Origin of the sequence: Roseivirga sp. BDSF3-8 (assembly GCF_041449215.1) — a bacterium.
Classification (GTDB): domain Bacteria; phylum Bacteroidota; class Bacteroidia; order Cytophagales; family Cyclobacteriaceae; genus JBGNFV01.
Genome location: NZ_JBGNFV010000001.1, coordinates 754,018 through 771,820 on the forward strand (window position 1 = coordinate 754,018; position 17,803 = coordinate 771,820).

Here is a 17,803-nt window from a genome sequence, read left to right on the forward strand (position 1 = left end):
GATGATGAAAAACCATAAACTTAATAATCAGGTAATACTATCACTGGCGGGCTAAAAAATGAGGGTAAACACCTATAAACCAATTATTTCAAAATTCAAAAAACAAATATTTTTATTTAGATGGTGAAAGAAAGTTTAATCTAATTAATAAATAAAAATACTGCTTTACTCGTATATGTCACTACACGATTTCACAACCTACTGGCAGGGAATAGATTACAAAAGCCTGCGTCAACCGAAAATAGGATTCATTGTATTTAACGTTATAACACCATTCCATTTATTCAATAATCGCATAACTTTTGCCATAGGGTAAGAAGGTGGCTGGGCTTATAGGGAAAAGGAATTTTGGGGCTGCCATGTGGAAATGGGGCGGTAAATTTGAGGCGACCTTTCTGTGGTTAGGTGCCTGTTCTTTATTTGTTTCGGGAGGTAAGGAGACGCGATGAATGGCGTCTCTACAGGACGTACATGACTGGCATTTTCAACTTTTGATGGGGAAGGCACAATGAGGAGATCATATAGGAAGGTTTAGGCGGTAGATGTAAGTAGCTAAAAAATAGATATTAGCCATTCCCCATCAGTCGGCAGATTGATGGGGGCGGTTCAAAAAAACCACAGCATTTTTTAAAATTTCTCCGAAAGTCAGACCTCTTAAATCAGGACGGGAATTGTGGTGCTTAGCTTGTAGGCCGGGCTTGCAGACGGGCGGCTGATGAGCATTTTTTGGGTTTTGTGACCCTTCCCTGATTTCTTGCCAGACGGAACAAGGCGCGATGAATCGCGCCTCTACAGGCAGGGGTGATTTAGCTTGCGGCTATGGACAGCTGTGCGGGTAATGCAAAATGTCTGGACCACCGGAGGGCGGATGGGACAACCCCGCGGGTTTAGTGTGGGGATGATGGGTTAGGTTTTAGCGATCCCAACAGCATCTCTCACCGATGGGGGCCCCGTCATACGACGGGGACTGGTGCTATTTGGGTATGGATAATGGACACTAATTATCCACTAGCCATTATCTTTTCAAAGAACCTCTATTCTCGCTTTTAGCTGCCTCACTTCTGCCTCCATAAGCAGTAGTTTGTAGCCTGGGGGTATGCGGATGGCTTTTTTGCGGAGCAGGGCCAGGTGGCTGGCGGCCTCGTGTTGTGTTTTACGGGCTGTAGCCAGCAGGGCGGGGGGAGCATTATTCTGTTGGAGGTGACTGGTAATCTCCTGTGCTTCACTGAGTATTTGCAGGGCATTTGTCTCTGCCAGGTCATGCATATAGCGCTGGGCCTGTAGCCTTTGCAGGGCTTTTTCTTTCAGGTAGAGGGTGGCCTTCAGCTTGTTACGCAGCTCGCTTTGGCGAAAGCGGGCGACCTGCAGGTCTGCGGGTTTAAACCTGATGGCGGGGCGGTTGGCCGGGGTGGTTTTGTTTGATTCCTGCTGCCGGGTATGGTGTGCTGCCCTTTGGGTGAGCAGGTGCATGGAGAGGCCGGTCAGGCGCGCAAGGCCCATCATGGTACCTCTGTGGGGGCAATGCCTGCCGCTTTCTATCTTACTTATGGTGCTTTGGTGTACGAGAAGGCGCTCGGCCATCTCCCTCTGGTTCAGGCCCATGCTCTGTCGGGCGTATTTGAAAAGGCTGGGGTAGTGTAACGTTTTCATGTTCGGTCTTTAAGGTTCGGTTAAAGAGTGTAAAGGCAATGTCGCATGAGTAAGGGAAATTTTAAAACTATATGCATGTTTTGTGAATGGCTCTTGTGCCTTAACACCTCTCTTGTGAAGTGTGCTATATACTGCTGAAGTAAATTCCCCCAGCCAGGTAAGTAATCCGCTTATATCGTTGTGCATTAGTGTAGGGTTGTCTCCTATTTGCGTACTGGTTCTATTGTGCAAAATTATCCGGTGACAGTACCATGGGAGCTATGATGAAAGGGAGGCCGTTTTTACGGCTGTGGGTGAAGGTATGGGTGTGTATGCTCTGCCTGTGGGGGGTATTTGGGCAGGCCGCTGCCCAGTCCGCCGTGCAGGCCAGCCTGCAAATCTTTCCGCCCAACAGCGTCTACCTGAGCCACTACGGCCAGCCCGGCAGCCTGCAGGTGCAGCTCCTGCTGCGCGACCTTAGTGAGCCCAGCTACCCGGTGCAGCTCCGCTGGAGCATCGAAGGCCCCGGCATACGGCTCAGCACCCGACAGGGCTACCAGGGCAATGTCATCACCCTGCAGGGCGGCATGCCCCGCCTGCTCTCCGCCCCCGAGCTGGCTGGTGGCCTCTCTGCCGACGCATTAGACTTCAGCGGCTATGACCGCAGTCGCTTCCTCCAAAGCGGCGGCCAGCTCCCCGAAGGCTTCTACCGCTTCACGGTACAGGCCTACGACTTCCGCCGGCCCGATGTCCCCCTTTCTGCTCCTGCTACTGCCACCGCCTGGCTCGTCCTGGCCGATCCGCCCCTGCTCAACCTGCCCGCCTGCAATAGCCAGGTCACCTGCCCACCCGGCCAGCCTTTGCTCTTCCAGTGGACCCCCATGCACCGGGGTAGCGGCCTTAGCGGCATCGCCTACGAATTCACCCTGGTAGAAGTGCGCGGTGGCCTGCCACCCGAAGAGGCGATGCGCAGCCTGCCTCCTCTCTACCAGACCGTCACCCGCCAGACCAGCCTCCCCTACGGCCTCGAGCTACCGCCCCTGCAGGAAGGCCTTACCTATGCCTGGCGGGTTAGGGCGCAGTTAAATGACCAATCCGGCTTTGTACTAACCGGTTCCCCGGAAGAGGTTTTCAAAAACCAGGGCTACAGCCGGGTCTGCGCCTTCGTACCTGGCACCCCCGTAGCCGACCTGCCTCCCCTCAGCGACCTCAGCGCCGAGGCCCTCAGCCACGTCCACGCCAGGTTCTCCTTTGCCGGCTACCACAGAGACAACCGGCGTCGCCAGGCCACCACCTACCGGCTGCAGTACCGCCCTACCCACCAGCCCGACTGGCCCTGGCACAGCGTCGATATCACCGACACGGTCTTCATCGCCCGGGAGCTGGCTCCCGGCACCCCCTACGAAGTAAAGGCCGGCGTGGTGCGCAACGGCATCGCCAGCCAATGGAGCCCGGTCACCGCCTTTACCACCCAGACCCCACCTGAGCAGGCCTGCTATGATGATGAAGGCCCCCTGCCCGAAATCACCAACCGGGAGCCCCTGCCCAATGCCCTTGTCGGTGACCAGATCGCTGTAGGCAAGTTCACCATGCGCCTGCAGGAAGTCCGCGGTGGCGACGGTGTGTTCAGCGGAAGAGGCACCATCTACGTCCCCTGGATGGGCCTTACCCTTCCTGTACAGTTCGACCGCATCGCCATCAATACCGACTACCGGATGACCGACGGGCTCGTCCATGCCCTCAGCAAGCCCCTCGATGAGTGGCGGGAAGGCATAGAAGAATTTTGGGAAGACCGGCAGCAACTGGCCGATACCACCATCACCGTCTCCGGCTACCTTGAAGCCGTCACCCTGAAAGAACCGGCCGAAGGCAATAACGAAGCGACCACCGACTCACGCACCTACGTTGTCACCCTCGCCAGCGGTGAGACCCTCGAGATCCAGCAGCCCGCCGGCCAGAGTGTGGCCGTTACCGACAGCCAGGGCCGCACCATCGTGATCGATGAGGAAGGCCGCATAGGCCCCATCATCGAGCCGGAGGCAGAGACTACTGTACTCGCCACTGGTGACCGCATCAGCCAGCCCGTCTACTTCACAGCCTACGAGCACCAGCACTACGGCTTCGATACCCAACTGCATGACGCCTACGCTGAGCACTACGAAAGCCTTCCCCTTAGTGAAGGAACAGATACCTATCCCATCGCCTGGAAGGCCCTGGCCACCGGGCAGACCGACAGAGTCACCCTACAGGGTGATACAACTAATCTTAAGCTCTACACAGAAACAGGCCAGCCCGTACCCATCCTCGAAAAGACCGATGATGAGCACTACACCCTGCTACTCACCGGCCAGGGCGATAAAGAAGAAGGCTACCTGCAGGCCATACGCACCAATGCTGAAGACAGCACTGAGAGCCTCAGTGGGAAACTCAATACGGTAAGCTACGCCCCCGAGCACTTCACCCTGAAGGTAGTGCCCGTCAACGGGGCCGGCTACATGAAGCCCGACAGTGGGACAGACATCTTAAAAGCCCTGAAAGCCACCTATGGCCCCGCCGTAGTCAACTGGACCGTCACTTACGAGAAAGCCTTTACCGCCGACTACGACACCGATGGAGACGGCGCCCTGGACGACGGGAATACCGGCATGCTCTCCAACTACACCCCTGAGATGAGAAAGCTCATCAGGCGCTATGAGCAGGCGCATAAGACAGCAGAAGGCACCTACTACCTCTTCCTGGTCCACACCCCCAAAAGCGCCATAGACGAAGACGGAACGCACAACGCCAGGGCCGGCTTTATGCCCTACAAGCGCCAGTTCGGCTTCATCTTCACCTCCCGCATCGGTAACCCCGACCACTTCGACAAGACCATCGCCCACGAGCTCGGCCACGGCGCCTTCCGGCTCCAGCACACCTTCGTGGAGACTCCCGCACTGGAGGAGTGGGCCACAGACAACCTGATGGACTACACCTTTTTCGGTACCGAGCTGCACAAACACCAGTGGGACCTCATCCACAACCCCCGACCCGTATGGGGCCTGCTCACCGGGGATGAGGAGGTGGCGATGAGTGACTACGCCCGTATCAACGCCCTGCTTGACTTTATCAGAGAGAATAAAGGAAACGCCACCCCTTATAAAAAGCTTGATTTTTACACCGGTCACTCGTGGAGCGATGTCGTACAACTTGCCGACTACGAGGGAGAACAGCTCCGCCTGTACGTCGAGCTGTCCGATAATGGCGTGCTGGACCTGGTCCATCCGGATGACATTTACCTCAAAACAGGTCTTTCCGTTGACCCCGAACGCCATACCCACACCGGCTTTTACCTCGACATACCCTACGCAGATAAAGAAGGCACCGCCATTCGCCTGTGGGCTTACACCTTTCAGGAATTTGAAAAGCTGCTCCATAGGATAGGGTTTCACATTCCCTCTATCGCTCATCCATATTATCTGGACATCTACAAGCAAGCGATAACCAATGCGGATGGCGACTGTGACAAGCTTGATGTCATCTACGAAACCATTCCCCCTTTCGTCGCCTCCGAATTACCGGATGAAAGTCTGTACCAGGCATTAATCTCTTTATCAGGCTGCATAATGGACGATGGCCTCTATGTAAACGGCACCAATGAAGAGATAGCTGTCATAAACATTCTGAAAGCCTATAGTGACAAGCAGTCCCTCTACCAGACCCTGTATGACCACCCCGGCCTGGTCCATGACCTTTATGCCGGCCTGGATGGCGAAGACCTCAGCACCTTCGTCAACATCCTTTGGGAGCTAACCAATCGCTTTGGTCCGGGGCAGACTGAGCACTTTATCCGCTTAGGTGAAGTGCCTGCGGAGATATATGAAGTAAACCCTGCCCACAGAGGCCTCGCCTATGTACTGGTAGAAGGCAGCCGGTTTAACAGCCAGAACCACCTCGGCTTGTACGCCTGCCTGGGCAGGCGTAACTTCGGTACCAGCGTCCAATGCTCGAAAGAGCAGCCCGGCATAACCGATGTAAACCCCCTCGACCTGGTGAAGCTGCATACCGGCAGCCAGGAAGAGGTACTACTGGTCCCCGCCCTGTTCGTGTACTACCATGGCACCCAAAGCAACCGGGAGCACCTGATGGACGTGATCAGCACCGGCTCTAACCTGTTAGGCCTTGGCGCCGCTTCTAAAATACTGCTCACCCGCGGAGCGCCGGCTCTCTTACGCATGCTCGCCGTCATGGAGATAGGAAAGCTGGCCCTGGACGAAGCGATGGAGCGGTCTGATGTCCGGCAGGCCATTCGAGATGAAGGGGGTGAGTGGTTTGTGGATAATTACTACTGGATCAGTATCACTGTAGACCTGACCGTTTTCAGTGCGGATGTGCTGACTGATTTAGTGACGAATGGCCGTAAGGCCAGCAAGGCCCTGCGCGCACAGGGAGAAACCCAGGCCGCGGACAAGCTGGATGAGGTCATCGAACAGGCTGAAGAGGCGAAGAAAGTGAGAGGGGAATCCATGATTCCTGAGGCCCTTTTTGCTGGCTACCCCCACCTGAACAGCATTCGTAGCCAGGAGCTGATAGCCAAAATCCAAGGTCTGAACCTCGATGGCACGACCTTGTCTAAACTGGACGAAACCCTTTCAGATGCCAGCCTTTTGGCTAAATTTGAAGCCGAACCGGGGTTGGTCAACGCTTGGAAGGCTGTCGGGAAACATGTTGATTTAAGGACGAATACCAAGTTTTTAGAGAATATATCTGGTTACAGTGATGACCTACTCAAGCGGTTGGATGATGATTTGCTGAACCCGAAATGGGCAGATGAATTAAAGACACTGTTTAAAGAAAGTCCGGACGATGTAACCAATGTCTGGAAGCAGTTGAAAGATGACCCTTCTTATGCCTGGGAGATTAGTAAGACAGGAGATGCTAGGTGGCAGAAGTGGAGCCAGCGAGAATTTTTTAAGGATGTTACTGCTTTAGGAAAAAAATTTGAAGCTGAAACAGTACTGAATGCCCTTAAAAACAGGACTTCTCAGTGGTATGGTTCATTGAAAAACAAAGTTTCAACAGACTTTGGAAAGAATCTGGATGATTACGATATGTTCTCCCAAGTTCAGCTGAAATATGATGGAGATAAATATTTTGTAGCGGATCAGGTTTTTGTGAAGTATGACGATTTTGGAGACATAGAAGACATTATTGTGATCGAAAATAAATTGAAGTCATCGACCAATTTTACTACACCTCAAAGTAATGCTTTATCAAAGTCTAGTTATGGGGTGAGAAATGTTAGTAAACAGTCAGAGTTTGGATCTGGAGAAATATTAGAACAAACTGATGAGCTGAATTTTGATGGAGAAATCAAGTGGTACAAGGTGTATGACTCAGATAGTGGAGATGTAATTTCTGGAATTGATAAGCTTTAATCTATGGTATATTTAAAAAAGGATTTTTTAAATCATATTAACAGTGTTAAACCAGAAGGCTTTCGCATTTTAGATGGACATGCAATTTTTCAAAAAAAAGAATCAAATAGGGAGCTACAAATTCATTTAGCTACACGAGAATATTTTCCACATGGGGCATACATTTTTGGATCAATGGGAAATATAATTTTTGAAGAAGTAGAAAAAGAGCTTATACCTTTATACCGAGCAGAAAGGGTTAAAAACTCTAGTAATTACACAATTAAAAACAGTTTGGTAAATATTGAAGGTATTGACTACAAGCTGTTAGATCAAGAGATTAATAACGATAGCACCTTTGCCAAAATATCAGGAGAACTTCAAAAGCTGATTGCCGCAGCTTTGGCTTTCTTCGACCAATATAACACCATAGAAGAAGTTGCCAATCTATTGGCGGACAAAGAGCCAAAAGAAATAGTGCCATTTATACAAGGTGCTATTTTACTCCCTAAGGCCATTTTGATATTGAAACTTGCCGGTCATCCCAAATTTCAAGAGAAAAGAGATGAGTTTTATGAGTTGATAAAAAAACAAGCGGCTAAAAAAGAACAAGCGCAGGCTCATCTTAAGGTTTTTGAAAAACTCTTTATCAAATGAGATTCTGCACAAATCTATATTTCATTCTTGTATTTCTTGGCTTGTTTCTACCGACAGTACAGGCTGAACGAGTATACGTTTCTAATCTTGACGTTTTATCTATCGGTCAAGTTAGGCAACAGTAGATGCTGAAGAAGCTGACTGGCTTGAATTACATCATTTAAAAGACGATAAGTCTGAACGTATTGATTTTTCTAATAAAGAATGCATTGAAAGTTGCGCTAATAAATTCTCTGAAAGTTTCTGCTTTTATCTTTCGAGTGATTTGCTCAATCTTATTTCGGTATCTAAATCACTAATACAAAAATTAGAGATTAATCAATTTCGAAAAGGATCAGCCATCTGGAAAAATGTGGGTAAAAAAAGATGTGTTTGTAGGTCATCCAGACTTGGTTGAGGCGTGGAAGAAACTGAACGAATAAGGTTTCTCACAAGCGGCAAGACGGAATATTGACAACCTGAAACAATGCAGTATCATTGATCAGTATGCCGATGATATTGCCAATGCATCCAATGCCAGAAAGGGTAATTTTGGAGAAATAGGAGCGGATTTGGATTTGAATGGTAAAGGCTATGAATCATTACAGCCAAGAATTACAGATATAGACGCTCCTAGTCATAATGGGATTGATGGGGTTTACAGAAAGAATGGAGAGTATTTTATAGTAGAAGGAAAATATACGGGTTCAGCATCTTTGAATTCGGCAGATGCTGCCACTGGTTTGGCCAGGCAAATGAGTGATGAATGGATTTTTTCAGATAATAGACTTGTTAATGCCGTTGGTGATGAGTTAGCGAGAGATATTGAGCTATTTGGTTACAAAAAGATTTTAGCCAAAGTGGCTCCTGATGGTTCAGTAACTTACCGGCTAATTGATGAATATGGATATGTAATTCGAGGAACTGCTGGAGATTTTACCCCATGATTATGAGAGATCAAATTAAGGATAAAAGCTATTTTGTTACTTTTTTAAGTAAGCTTGAGAATTTAGATAGACAAACTGAAGAAAAAATTGCTAGTGGTAGTGTGAAGCCTGATAGAGTTTTACCGGCTAGACTATCAATGATTAATAGCCTGATTCGAAGGATTAGTGCCAAGTATTCATCAGGAATGTCACCGGATCAATTATTGAAAGAGTATTTTGAAGCTACCGACCTAATTTCTACCTATTGGCCAGGCAACTGTAAATTTATAGGTAAGAAAAGGGAAATCTTAGATCAATATTCTTTAGGAAATTATGATACAATGCTGTGGATGTTTTCTTTAGGCTACTTGTTGGATGTTTCCATAGTGCAATTTGAAAAGTTGGTGAATGTTATTGATCAAGATCAGGTAAAGGATAAGCTATTTGAGTTTATCACATCAGCGAAAATTCCGAACCGCCCTAAGTTAAAGGAAGAGAGCTATAAACATGGCTGGAAGCTCTTTGGCAAACTGCGAGAAGCCACGGAAACCGAAGATAAAGCCAAAGCTGAATCTCTTATTAAGGCGTTCTTAGAAAAAGACTGGTACAAAGAGCATAAGAATGCCGGCTGGTATGACAACCATAAAGGCAAACATGATACCTACAGTGGCTATTGGTGTTTTGAAGCAGCAGCAGTTACTTGCATCAAGGGATTAGATGATAGCACCTACAGAGATCAGCAGTACTATCCCAAGGACTTGGCAGATTATTACCGAGCAAATCACTAGACTTTCGGTGCATACCGTGCATCCCTTCGGCCTAGGGCGTATTGTATTTTATCCTAATGTTTAATAGGTAGTAATTCATGCGGTTGACTTTGTAATCTGGTGGTTTTCTGAGGGTCTCAGTGAGCCATTCCAGCGGGTTAATGTCATTGAGCTTGCATGTGCCGAACAGATTGTACATTATGGCCGCCTGTACGTCGAGCTGTCCGATAATGGCGTGCTTGACCTGGCCTATCCGGATGACATTTACCTCAAAACAGGCCTTTCCGTTGACCCCGAACGCCAGACCCACACCGGCTTTTACCTCGACATACCCTACGCCGATAAAGAAGGCACCGCCATTCGCCTGTGGGCTTACACTTTTGAAGATTTTGAAAAGCTGCTCCACAGGATAGGGTTTCACATTCCCTCTATCGCTCATCCATATTATCTGGACATCTACAAGCAAGCAATAACCAATGCGGATGGCGACTGTGACAAGCTTGATGTCATCTACGAAACCATTCCCCCTTTCGTCGCCTCCGAATTACCGGATGAAAGCCTGTATCAGGCATTAATCTCTTTATCAGGCTGCATAATGGACGATGGCCTCTATGTAAACGGCACCAATGAAGAGATAGCCGTCATTAACATCCTTAAGGCCTATAGTGACAAGCAGGCGTTATACCAGACCCTGCATGACCACCCCGGCCTGGTCCATGACCTTTATGCCGGCCTGGATGGGGAAGACCTCAGCACCTTCGTCAACATCCTTTGGGAGCTAACCAATCGCTTTGGTCCCGGGCAGACTGAGCACTTTATCCGCTTAGGTGAAGTGCCTGCGGAGATATATGAAGTAAACCCTGCCCACAGAGGCCTCGCCTATGTACTGGTAGAAGGCAGCCGGTTTAACAGCCGGAACCACCTTGGCCTGTACGCCTGCCTGGGCAGGCGTAACTTCGGCACCAGCGTCCAATGCTCGAAAGAGCAGCCTGGTATAACCGATGTAAACCCCCTTGACCTGGTGAAGCTGCATACCGGCAGCCAGGAAGAAGTACTACTGGTTCCCGCCCTCTTCGTCTACTATCATGGCACCCAAAGCAACCGTGAACACCTGATGGAAGTAATCAGCACCGGCTCTAACCTATTGGGCCTTGGCGCTGCTTCTAAAATACTGCTAACGCGCGGGGCGCCGGCTCTCTTACGTATGCTCGCCGTCATGGAGATAGGAAAGCTGGCCTTGGACGAAGCGATGGAACGGCCTGACATTCAGCAGGCCATCCGGAACGTTGGAGAATTGTATGATATGTTTTTGAGACTGGCTGAGATAAGCAAATGAGCCAACCGTTCTTGCAGGGAGTATCGAAAGACTCTCTACCTCAGACTGTTTCATAAAGTGTGTCATCAAGTAGTAAAGTAACTAACTATAAGACAGGATGAAGGATATGAAAGAAGGGTTCGATAACGAGTGATTCAACCAACAGGCTTGCGAGAAGCTGCGAGGCTGTGGACGATTTGCATGAGTTTGTCACCAGTTGGGAAGACATGCTTAGCCTGTATTTCCAGGTTGAAAATCAGATCAATGACTACCTTACCACACTCACCTCTCAGACACCTGCTGCCTATTATGAGCAGGGACGCTTGGTGATTCCTGTAGCCACCATAGCCCTCGAAGGCGTAACTCTGCTATCCAAATCAGCCAGGGTGAAAGCCATCCTGCGGTATATGGATGAGTTAAAAGCTCAGGGTAGTAGCAAGTGGGCAACATTTACTGATAAGCTGGACTTTCAGTTACTCAAAAAGCAACTTGCCAATAGAGGATTTGATCAGGCTACACTTGCCAGGCTGGAGAGAGGCATTGAAGGAACGGATTTGCTTCGTCATTTTAAGGACAATCCGGAACTGGCTGATGCCTGGAGGGTGCTGGACGATGCTAATTCGCCGTTGAAGGCTGAAATTGATGAGTTGAATGATGTCTCCAGGTATTTGGATGACATTGAAGATTTTGGAGGTTACGATAATTGGAACAGAATTCTAAGGGGTTCTGTCAACAATGGAGAGGAGCTTATCTATAGACTATCTAAAATAGATGCTCCAAAACCAGTTATTTACAGTGGTGATTTATATAGAATAGTGGATAATGGTCTGGATCCCTTACATACGCACTATATTCCTAGGGGTAAATCTCACAGATATAGTCAGCCTGGGGAAGATGCCCTTTATTTCAGTTCCTCAAAAGAAGGTAATACACAGGAACTAACCCATTGGGGAAAAGAAATTGAAGGAAATACTACCACCTTTTTATATAGAAATATTGATGCAGAAGGCTTGCTTGATCTTACAAATCCAAAAGTAAGGAAACAGCTTGGTATTAGCTTAGATCAAATTACAAATGAATCGTACGAGTTTTCTCATATATTAGGATCATGGAGCCAGAGGAGATATAAAGGCATCATTGCTCCATCTGCAAGAGGAGTGAGTGACAACTTATACTTTGTGAACATTGTGATATTTAATTCAGGAACAGCAAATGGGTTTATAAAAGGCAAAGAGCTGATTAAAATAGTAAATTAATGAGTGAACTATGGCTATTCTTCCGGCAGGATTATTGGGAAAAATTCCAAAAGGATGTAGTAGAGAATGAGTTACCTAAACATCTTGATTTTCTGAATGAGCTTGAAAAAGTTTCACCTTTTGATGAAGATATTAATAGGGCTTTAGCAAGTCTGTCATCCTACATGTTTAAAGGAGAAATTACAAATTTTAAAAAGTGGCTAGTTAAAGGAATTCCAGCATTGGGGGGGAAAAGTCCTCAAGAAGTAAGTCAAGACATAAATGGAATGGATTGGATACGAGAATTTATTTTGAGAACTCCATAGCTTATGAAAACATACTCTAAGCAGTAGATGATCTCTACGAGTTTGTCACTAACTGGCAGGAAATGCTTGACCTCCAGGGAATATTTCACAAAATGTGTCAAAGGCTTTCACAGTTGTAGGCCTTACAGTTGTTAGAGGAGTTGCTAAAGTCAGGTTGGGTTCAGTCAAGACTGGCCGTGCCATAGAAGTTCTGTGTAATACTCCCCAAAATTAAGACCATCGGTTAAGATGAGAATTTTAAGATAAGCCGCGAGGTGTTTGACAAGCTTCAAACCTAGAAATAAAACCTGTTTCAATCTTTATTGTGGTGGAACCGGGCTTGCGTTCAAGTAGCTCACGAAGGTTTGGGATCAATTAATAGCCGAAAAAACGAATCAAGTTTTAATCCTTTTTGTATTGGACCGGAACCCCGAACGATTTGCTCATTAAGCCCTCAGCCGGTCTATCACACCTGTAAGTGCATTTATACTCTCAGGCATACTAAGATGAGGACTTATGATAAAAAGCAAGCCTTTTACTAGTTAAAGGCTTCCCTATTCTATTCTCTACAATCTGGCGAGAATATAGCCCCGGACTCCTTATGCAAAGTGGCTATCGGCTTAAAAACAGGCATTTGCTGCAACCCTTTAATCAGGAGCTAACGCTTTCATTTTGCTATGCAGGGATTTTGACATGAGCCTGAGGGGTGTGCTAGTGTGAAGGTGGTAGTGGTGCCGGCTAGCTTGTGGAAATTGAGTGTGTGAACAGGGGGACTCTGGAGATGATTGGTATTTCACATTTTATCCTGGAAGGCACATGGGGGGATCATATAGGGAGGTTTAGAGGGGAGATGAAGGGCGCTGCTGACTGTTTCCTGAAATAGTTATAAACAGGCGTGCCTATAGGTCAGGTGCTTTTGCTTAAAGGATACCCACGGGATACCCACAGGATGGGCACAGGGTAGAAAAAGGGCTGATATAAAATATATTATACTTTCCGGTGCCCGGGGCTTGGCTGTGTACTTATGGGATATGCTGATAATCTTACCTGACTTAAGGGGGTATTGAATAGCGCCCTAATTTTGAGGGATATATACTGAAAAATGAACGCTCCCTAAGAATGGCAATCATAGAGAATAACCCGTGGATAGAAGGCGCCCGAGGCATGGTACGCGGTGCAATTGTGTACCGGCAGCGGGCGGGTAGGACGATTGTGTCTGCCCGACCGGTAAAATCATCGAAACCTCTGAGTGAAAAGCAAAAGGCGCATCACAGACGGTTCAGGGAGGCCACGGCGTATAGCAAGCGGGTGAAGGAGGATGCGGGGCTCTTTGCGAAGTATGAGGCGGCAGCGGGGGGCTTTATTTCCTGGCAAAACCTGGCGGTGAGGGACTATATGCATGCTCCGGTGGTGGAAAAGGTGGTAGCAGAGGGGTTTACAGGACTGGCGGGTGAGGCGCTGGAGGTGTATGCGTCTGATGACTTTGGCATTTGTTCTGTGACGGTAACGGTGATGGATGGAAGGGGGGCAGTATGGGAAAAGGGCGAATGTGATGAGTTGATAGCCAACAAGATGTATGCTTATGTATTGGGTGCTGATGTGGATCTGATAAATGGGGGTTACGTACTTGTGGAAGCGGCGGACGCGGCGGGAAATGTGACGGTATATAAGGAGGAAATAGTGGCAGGGGGTGATGAGGTTGGACTGCGTTCACCGGCTTCTGTGCATAACGCGCGATGGACGGGGGAGCCGGGTGGCTACGGGACTCATGGTTATCCGGGCTTTAACGGGGCACCATGGGTAGGCTCAGATGGGGCTTCGAAGCGGGCCTTAGGAGGGAGATGTGGAGACTGTGTGCCGAAAGGCTACGCCGCCGCCGGCAGGAGGCCACAAAGGCAGGGTCCGGATGAAAGGATAAAGACAACCGCCCGAGGGGGTTGATATGAGCCTGGTGAAGGGGTGATGGCTGGAAAATGCGCTGGCTACAGGTTTAACATTACAGCGCCGGCTGGGGCTCCGCGGTGTATAGGAATAGCTACGCTGCACACTCTGCCTTCAGTGATGGGCGACCGACTGCCTTGAGCGTGTACAATGACTGGGTTCCCTATTGCAGAAACCAGACACAAAACCATCTATTGTAATATTTGCCTTAAAAACACCTCAAATGGAGAAAAGAGAAGGGACAGGAAAGCGACGAGGATAAAAAAAATCGGGAATAGCGTCCTTAAACGTCTATTCCCGATAGTACCAAAGGTGGGAATCGAACCCACACTCCCGAAGGAACACGATTTTGAGTCGTGCGCGTCTACCAATTCCGCCACTTTGGCATAAGCAGGTGGCAAATATCTTTAAAACCCTTCATATAAGCAACCGCCAGACGGAAATAGAAACTTTAGAGATCAAAAATTAATCCGTAGTCTTGGAGTTGGCTATGGGCCAAAACGCTTAAACCTGCTCTAAAACGCTTTATAACATGAACCTGACAAGAATCACCAATATCGGAACTAACGAGGGGCTTCCGGATTATCTCAATAATAAAATTCGCCTGTCTAATGGGATCGCTCTTCTTATCATTGGGATAGTAGCGCTTCCCTTCGTAGGGATTTCCCTTATTCACTTCCCTGGTCTTACGTGGATACCGGTAGCGGGTGGGGTGGTTTGTGCTGCTGCTATGGCTATGAATGCCGTGGGCCTTCCTGTGGGCAGCCGCTTTCTGCTTAGCATTTTGCCGGTGATACTGGCTACGGTGTACCATGCTTATCTTATCCCGCAAGGGGAAAAGGCTGAGCCAAGTATTATGATGATCATGGTTTCCTTTACTTTTCTTCCTCTGGTACTGTTTGACCTGCGCGAGCGTATACCTCTTATACTGAGTACTGTTATAGCTGCATCCTGTGTACTGGGGATACAGCAGGTAATAGATACACTGGAAACTGATCTGGATATAACTGTACTGAGGGAGGGATATCTGAACCCGTTGAGTATGGTACTGGGTCTGGCTATAGGGCTGTCGCTGGTGGTACTGATGTCTATAATCAATAAACGCTCTGAGGACCGTATTAATACGCTGATAGGTGATATGAACCGGCGCAACCGGGAGCTTGAAGAAAGTGAAGATGACATGAAAAAGAACCTTACGGCACTGCAGGAGGCTCGTGAGGTGGAAAAGCAGCGTAGCTGGGCTTCGGAGGGGCTGGCCCTTCTATCGGGTATCTGGAGGGATGCCAGTGATCTGCAGACAGCGGGCGACCGGCTTATCTCGGAGATCGTGAAGTATATGGGGATGAATCAGGGTGGCCTGTTCACGGTTAATTATGAGGAGGACGGCTCGGAACCACGTATAAAGCTACTGTCCTGCTACGCCTACGGCCGAAAGAAGTTTATGGAAAAGGAATTTGCCCCGGGTCAGGGCCTGCTTGGGCAGGCTTACCTGGAGCAGGACTACATCCACCTGACTGAAACACCAAAAAACTACATAAACATCACCTCGGGGCTGGGGGAGGCCACACCCAAGAGCATCCTGATCGTACCGATGATGGTGAATGAGCGGGTGGAAGGCCTGCTGGAACTGGCCGGCTTTAGCGAATTTGAACAGCATCATATTGACTTTCTGATGCAGTTGGGTGAAAACCTGGCGGCCTTTATTTCATCTGAAAAGCTGAACGAACGTACGCGCGCACTACTGCTAAATGTACAGTCACAGGCAGAGGAAATGAGGTCTCAGGAAGAGGAAATGAGGCAAAACATGGAGGAGCTTCAAGCTACGCAGGAAGAGATGCAACGCAAGGAGCGTGAATACCTGGACAGGATTGCGGAATTGGAGGGGAGCAGTGAATCGGCAGGGTGATTTGAGGTGTGGATGGGGCTTTCTTTTGAAGAGGTAACAGGGCATTAGAGTCAGCTACTCTTAATCAAGGCTGGCTGCCAGCCGGGGGTACTCCTCCGTCCGCAAGGCTTTATTCGCTGTACTCTTCATCCTGTTATCTTCACCTGATTTTGAGTCCATACGGTTCTTTCGCTCTGCGGACACCTCTCCGCTGGCTAGCGGAGTAGGAATTTTTTGCTGCGCACCTTTATTGGTGCTAATTATCCGGGGAAGGGAATTTGGTGAATGAAATAGCAAAAAGGCCGCACCTGAAGGGCGGCCTTTTTGCTATTTCTGAAGTGGAAGGGTGAACTTACCGGGTTAGGATCATCCGCTTGGTGTCTATCTCTTTGCCATCGGCAATGAGGCTATAGAGGTACATGCCCGGCTGGAGCTCGTACCCTTCTAATACGGCTTCGCCCTCACCACGTTGGTTGAGTGAAATGGTCTTGACCTCTTTGCCCTGCATATCGTAAATGTGCAGGTCTGCCTGACTGACACTTTCCGGAAGCCTGAAGCGGATAAGGGTCTGGTTTTGGAAGGGGTTTGGCTGGTTTTGCATCAATTCGGGGATTACATTTTCGGGATTATCTCCGTAGGGGCTGGCTTCGTGGCCTTGCCTTGCTTTGGTGAGTTCATTCCTGAGTTGATCTACCTCCTGCTGCAGTTGCTTCAGTGCTTCTACTAATACGGGCGTGACTGCATTGTAATTTACACCGATGGCTTCAGTCTTTTCATCATTCCAGTCTATTGCCTCGGGCAGGACCTTTGCCAGATCCTCTGCTACAAAGCCATAGTCTGCACGGCCACCATTTTTTTCTTTCCAGTCAAACTGCACGCCTTTCATATCCATAAGTTTTTTCATGGGGGACTCTACAGCTCTTATATTTTCTTTGAACCTGCGGCTGCTGTAGGTCATCCAGGCATTGGCTCGCGCACGACCTTCTGTACTGGAAATATTAGGCAACTCCAGCTTATAAGTAGGATAAAAGACTCCTACCCCTACACGGCCATAATTGTACCCGAGCACTATATCGCTGGAGGTTCCGCTGGAAGCATTGTGGCCGCCATCGATCACTACATAGCCATTAATAGCATTACCGGTGCCGCCCTGTATGTAAACCATGCCGCCGGCATTGAAGCCATTATCATTACCGCCGGTAATGTAGACGCTACCGCCTCCATCGCCTTCACCGCCTACGACATTGATGTTTTTCCCGTTGGTGCCTGTCACACTGACGGGTTGTAATGTCGGCGTACTGCCGCTTAAGGCAATGTTTCCGTTGACCTCGAGTCTTTCTGAAGGGTTGGTGGTGCCAATACCCACATTACCTGTGTTTTTTACTGTCATGCGGACTCCGCTGGCGTATAGCTTCCAGGCATCGTCTGTCTCGTCAAAATAGTGCCAGGCACGTATGCCAAGGCTGGTGGCATAACTGTAAAAAGGTCTCTCACTACTGCCAAGCACCTGCACGGCCATACCTCCGTAGCCGGAGGTATTCTGGCTTTTAACTGTCAGATCTGCCGAACCTACCATGCTGCTGGTTCCTACGCCTACCCGGCCATTATAATACACTGTGCTTCCTGATGTACTCCACTGTGCATGTACTGAAAAGGAAAGTAAACAAATAAGCAGGCTGAGAGATAGATTCCGTATGTGTCGTTTCATAAAAAAGTGGTTTGGTTTAGATATATACCATTAATAGAGGGCAGGGAGCTGGGTAACCCTTGA

At 48.6% G+C, this 17,803-nt stretch carries 12 protein-coding genes and 1 tRNA gene; 9 read left to right on the forward strand and 4 right to left on the reverse strand.

Annotated elements, in window-relative coordinates:
• Positions 1–1,023 precede the first annotated feature (1,023 nt).
• Entirely contained in the window at positions 1,024–1,650 is a 627-nt protein-coding gene (locus tag AB9P05_RS02910; protein WP_371907314.1) for a helix-turn-helix domain-containing protein, read from the reverse strand.
• 260 nt (positions 1,651–1,910) lie between these two features.
• Between AB9P05_RS02910 and AB9P05_RS02915 the strand changes: the two genes are divergently transcribed.
• From AB9P05_RS02915 to AB9P05_RS02930, 4 genes are all read left to right on the forward strand, one after another.
• Positions 1,911–7,043 carry a hypothetical protein gene (locus tag AB9P05_RS02915; RefSeq protein ID WP_371907315.1) on the forward strand — a complete coding sequence of 1,711 codons (5,133 nt, stop codon included), beginning with the start codon at positions 1,911–1,913 and terminating at the stop codon, positions 7,041–7,043.
• 3 nt (positions 7,044–7,046) lie between these two features.
• Positions 7,047–7,679, forward strand: a complete 633-nt coding sequence (locus AB9P05_RS02920; RefSeq protein WP_371907316.1) for a hypothetical protein — start codon at positions 7,047–7,049, stop codon at positions 7,677–7,679.
• 551 nt (positions 7,680–8,230) lie between these two features.
• Positions 8,231–8,605 carry a hypothetical protein gene (locus AB9P05_RS02925; protein WP_371907317.1) on the forward strand — a complete coding sequence of 125 codons (375 nt, stop codon included), beginning with the start codon at positions 8,231–8,233 and terminating at the stop codon, positions 8,603–8,605.
• Between the two features lie 2 nt (positions 8,606–8,607).
• On the forward strand, positions 8,608–9,372 hold the full coding sequence (locus AB9P05_RS02930) for a PoNe immunity protein domain-containing protein (RefSeq protein WP_371907318.1): 765 nt from the start codon (positions 8,608–8,610) through the stop codon (positions 9,370–9,372).
• Positions 9,373–9,403: 31 nt separating this feature from the next.
• On the opposite strand, the gene AB9P05_RS02935 is transcribed toward AB9P05_RS02930, so the two are convergent.
• A complete protein-coding gene (locus AB9P05_RS02935; protein ID WP_371907319.1) occupies positions 9,404–9,550 on the reverse strand; it encodes a transposase domain-containing protein in 147 nt (48 codons plus the stop codon).
• 36 nt (positions 9,551–9,586) lie between these two features.
• Between AB9P05_RS02935 and AB9P05_RS02940 the strand changes: the two genes are divergently transcribed.
• The 4 genes from AB9P05_RS02940 (at position 9,587) to AB9P05_RS02955 (ending at position 14,147) form a co-directional block, all read left to right on the forward strand.
• Positions 9,587–10,687 carry a hypothetical protein gene (locus tag AB9P05_RS02940; RefSeq protein ID WP_371907320.1) on the forward strand — a complete coding sequence of 367 codons (1,101 nt, stop codon included), beginning with the start codon at positions 9,587–9,589 and terminating at the stop codon, positions 10,685–10,687.
• A 167-nt stretch (positions 10,688–10,854) separates the two neighbouring features.
• Positions 10,855–11,922 (forward strand): hypothetical protein, encoded by a 1,068-nt coding sequence (locus AB9P05_RS02945; protein ID WP_371907321.1) that lies wholly within the window; start codon positions 10,855–10,857, stop codon positions 11,920–11,922.
• A complete protein-coding gene (locus AB9P05_RS02950; protein ID WP_371907322.1) occupies positions 11,922–12,227 on the forward strand; it encodes a hypothetical protein in 306 nt (101 codons plus the stop codon). The genes AB9P05_RS02945 and AB9P05_RS02950 overlap by 1 nt, the downstream gene beginning before the upstream one ends.
• Positions 12,228–13,325: 1,098 nt before the next feature.
• Positions 13,326–14,147 (forward strand): hypothetical protein, encoded by an 822-nt coding sequence (locus AB9P05_RS02955; protein WP_371907323.1) that lies wholly within the window; start codon positions 13,326–13,328, stop codon positions 14,145–14,147.
• Between the two features lie 304 nt (positions 14,148–14,451).
• Here AB9P05_RS02955 and AB9P05_RS02960 read toward each other — a convergent pair.
• Positions 14,452–14,533, reverse strand: a tRNA-Leu gene (locus AB9P05_RS02960).
• 146 nt (positions 14,534–14,679) lie between these two features.
• Between AB9P05_RS02960 and AB9P05_RS02965 the strand changes: the two genes are divergently transcribed.
• Complete coding sequence (locus tag AB9P05_RS02965) at positions 14,680–16,053, forward strand: GAF domain-containing protein (protein WP_371907324.1); 1,374 nt, start codon at positions 14,680–14,682, stop codon at positions 16,051–16,053.
• 331 nt (positions 16,054–16,384) lie between these two features.
• On the opposite strand, the gene AB9P05_RS02970 is transcribed toward AB9P05_RS02965, so the two are convergent.
• A complete protein-coding gene (locus tag AB9P05_RS02970; protein WP_371907325.1) occupies positions 16,385–17,740 on the reverse strand; it encodes a tail fiber domain-containing protein in 1,356 nt (451 codons plus the stop codon).
• Positions 17,741–17,803: the final 63 nt, after the last annotated feature.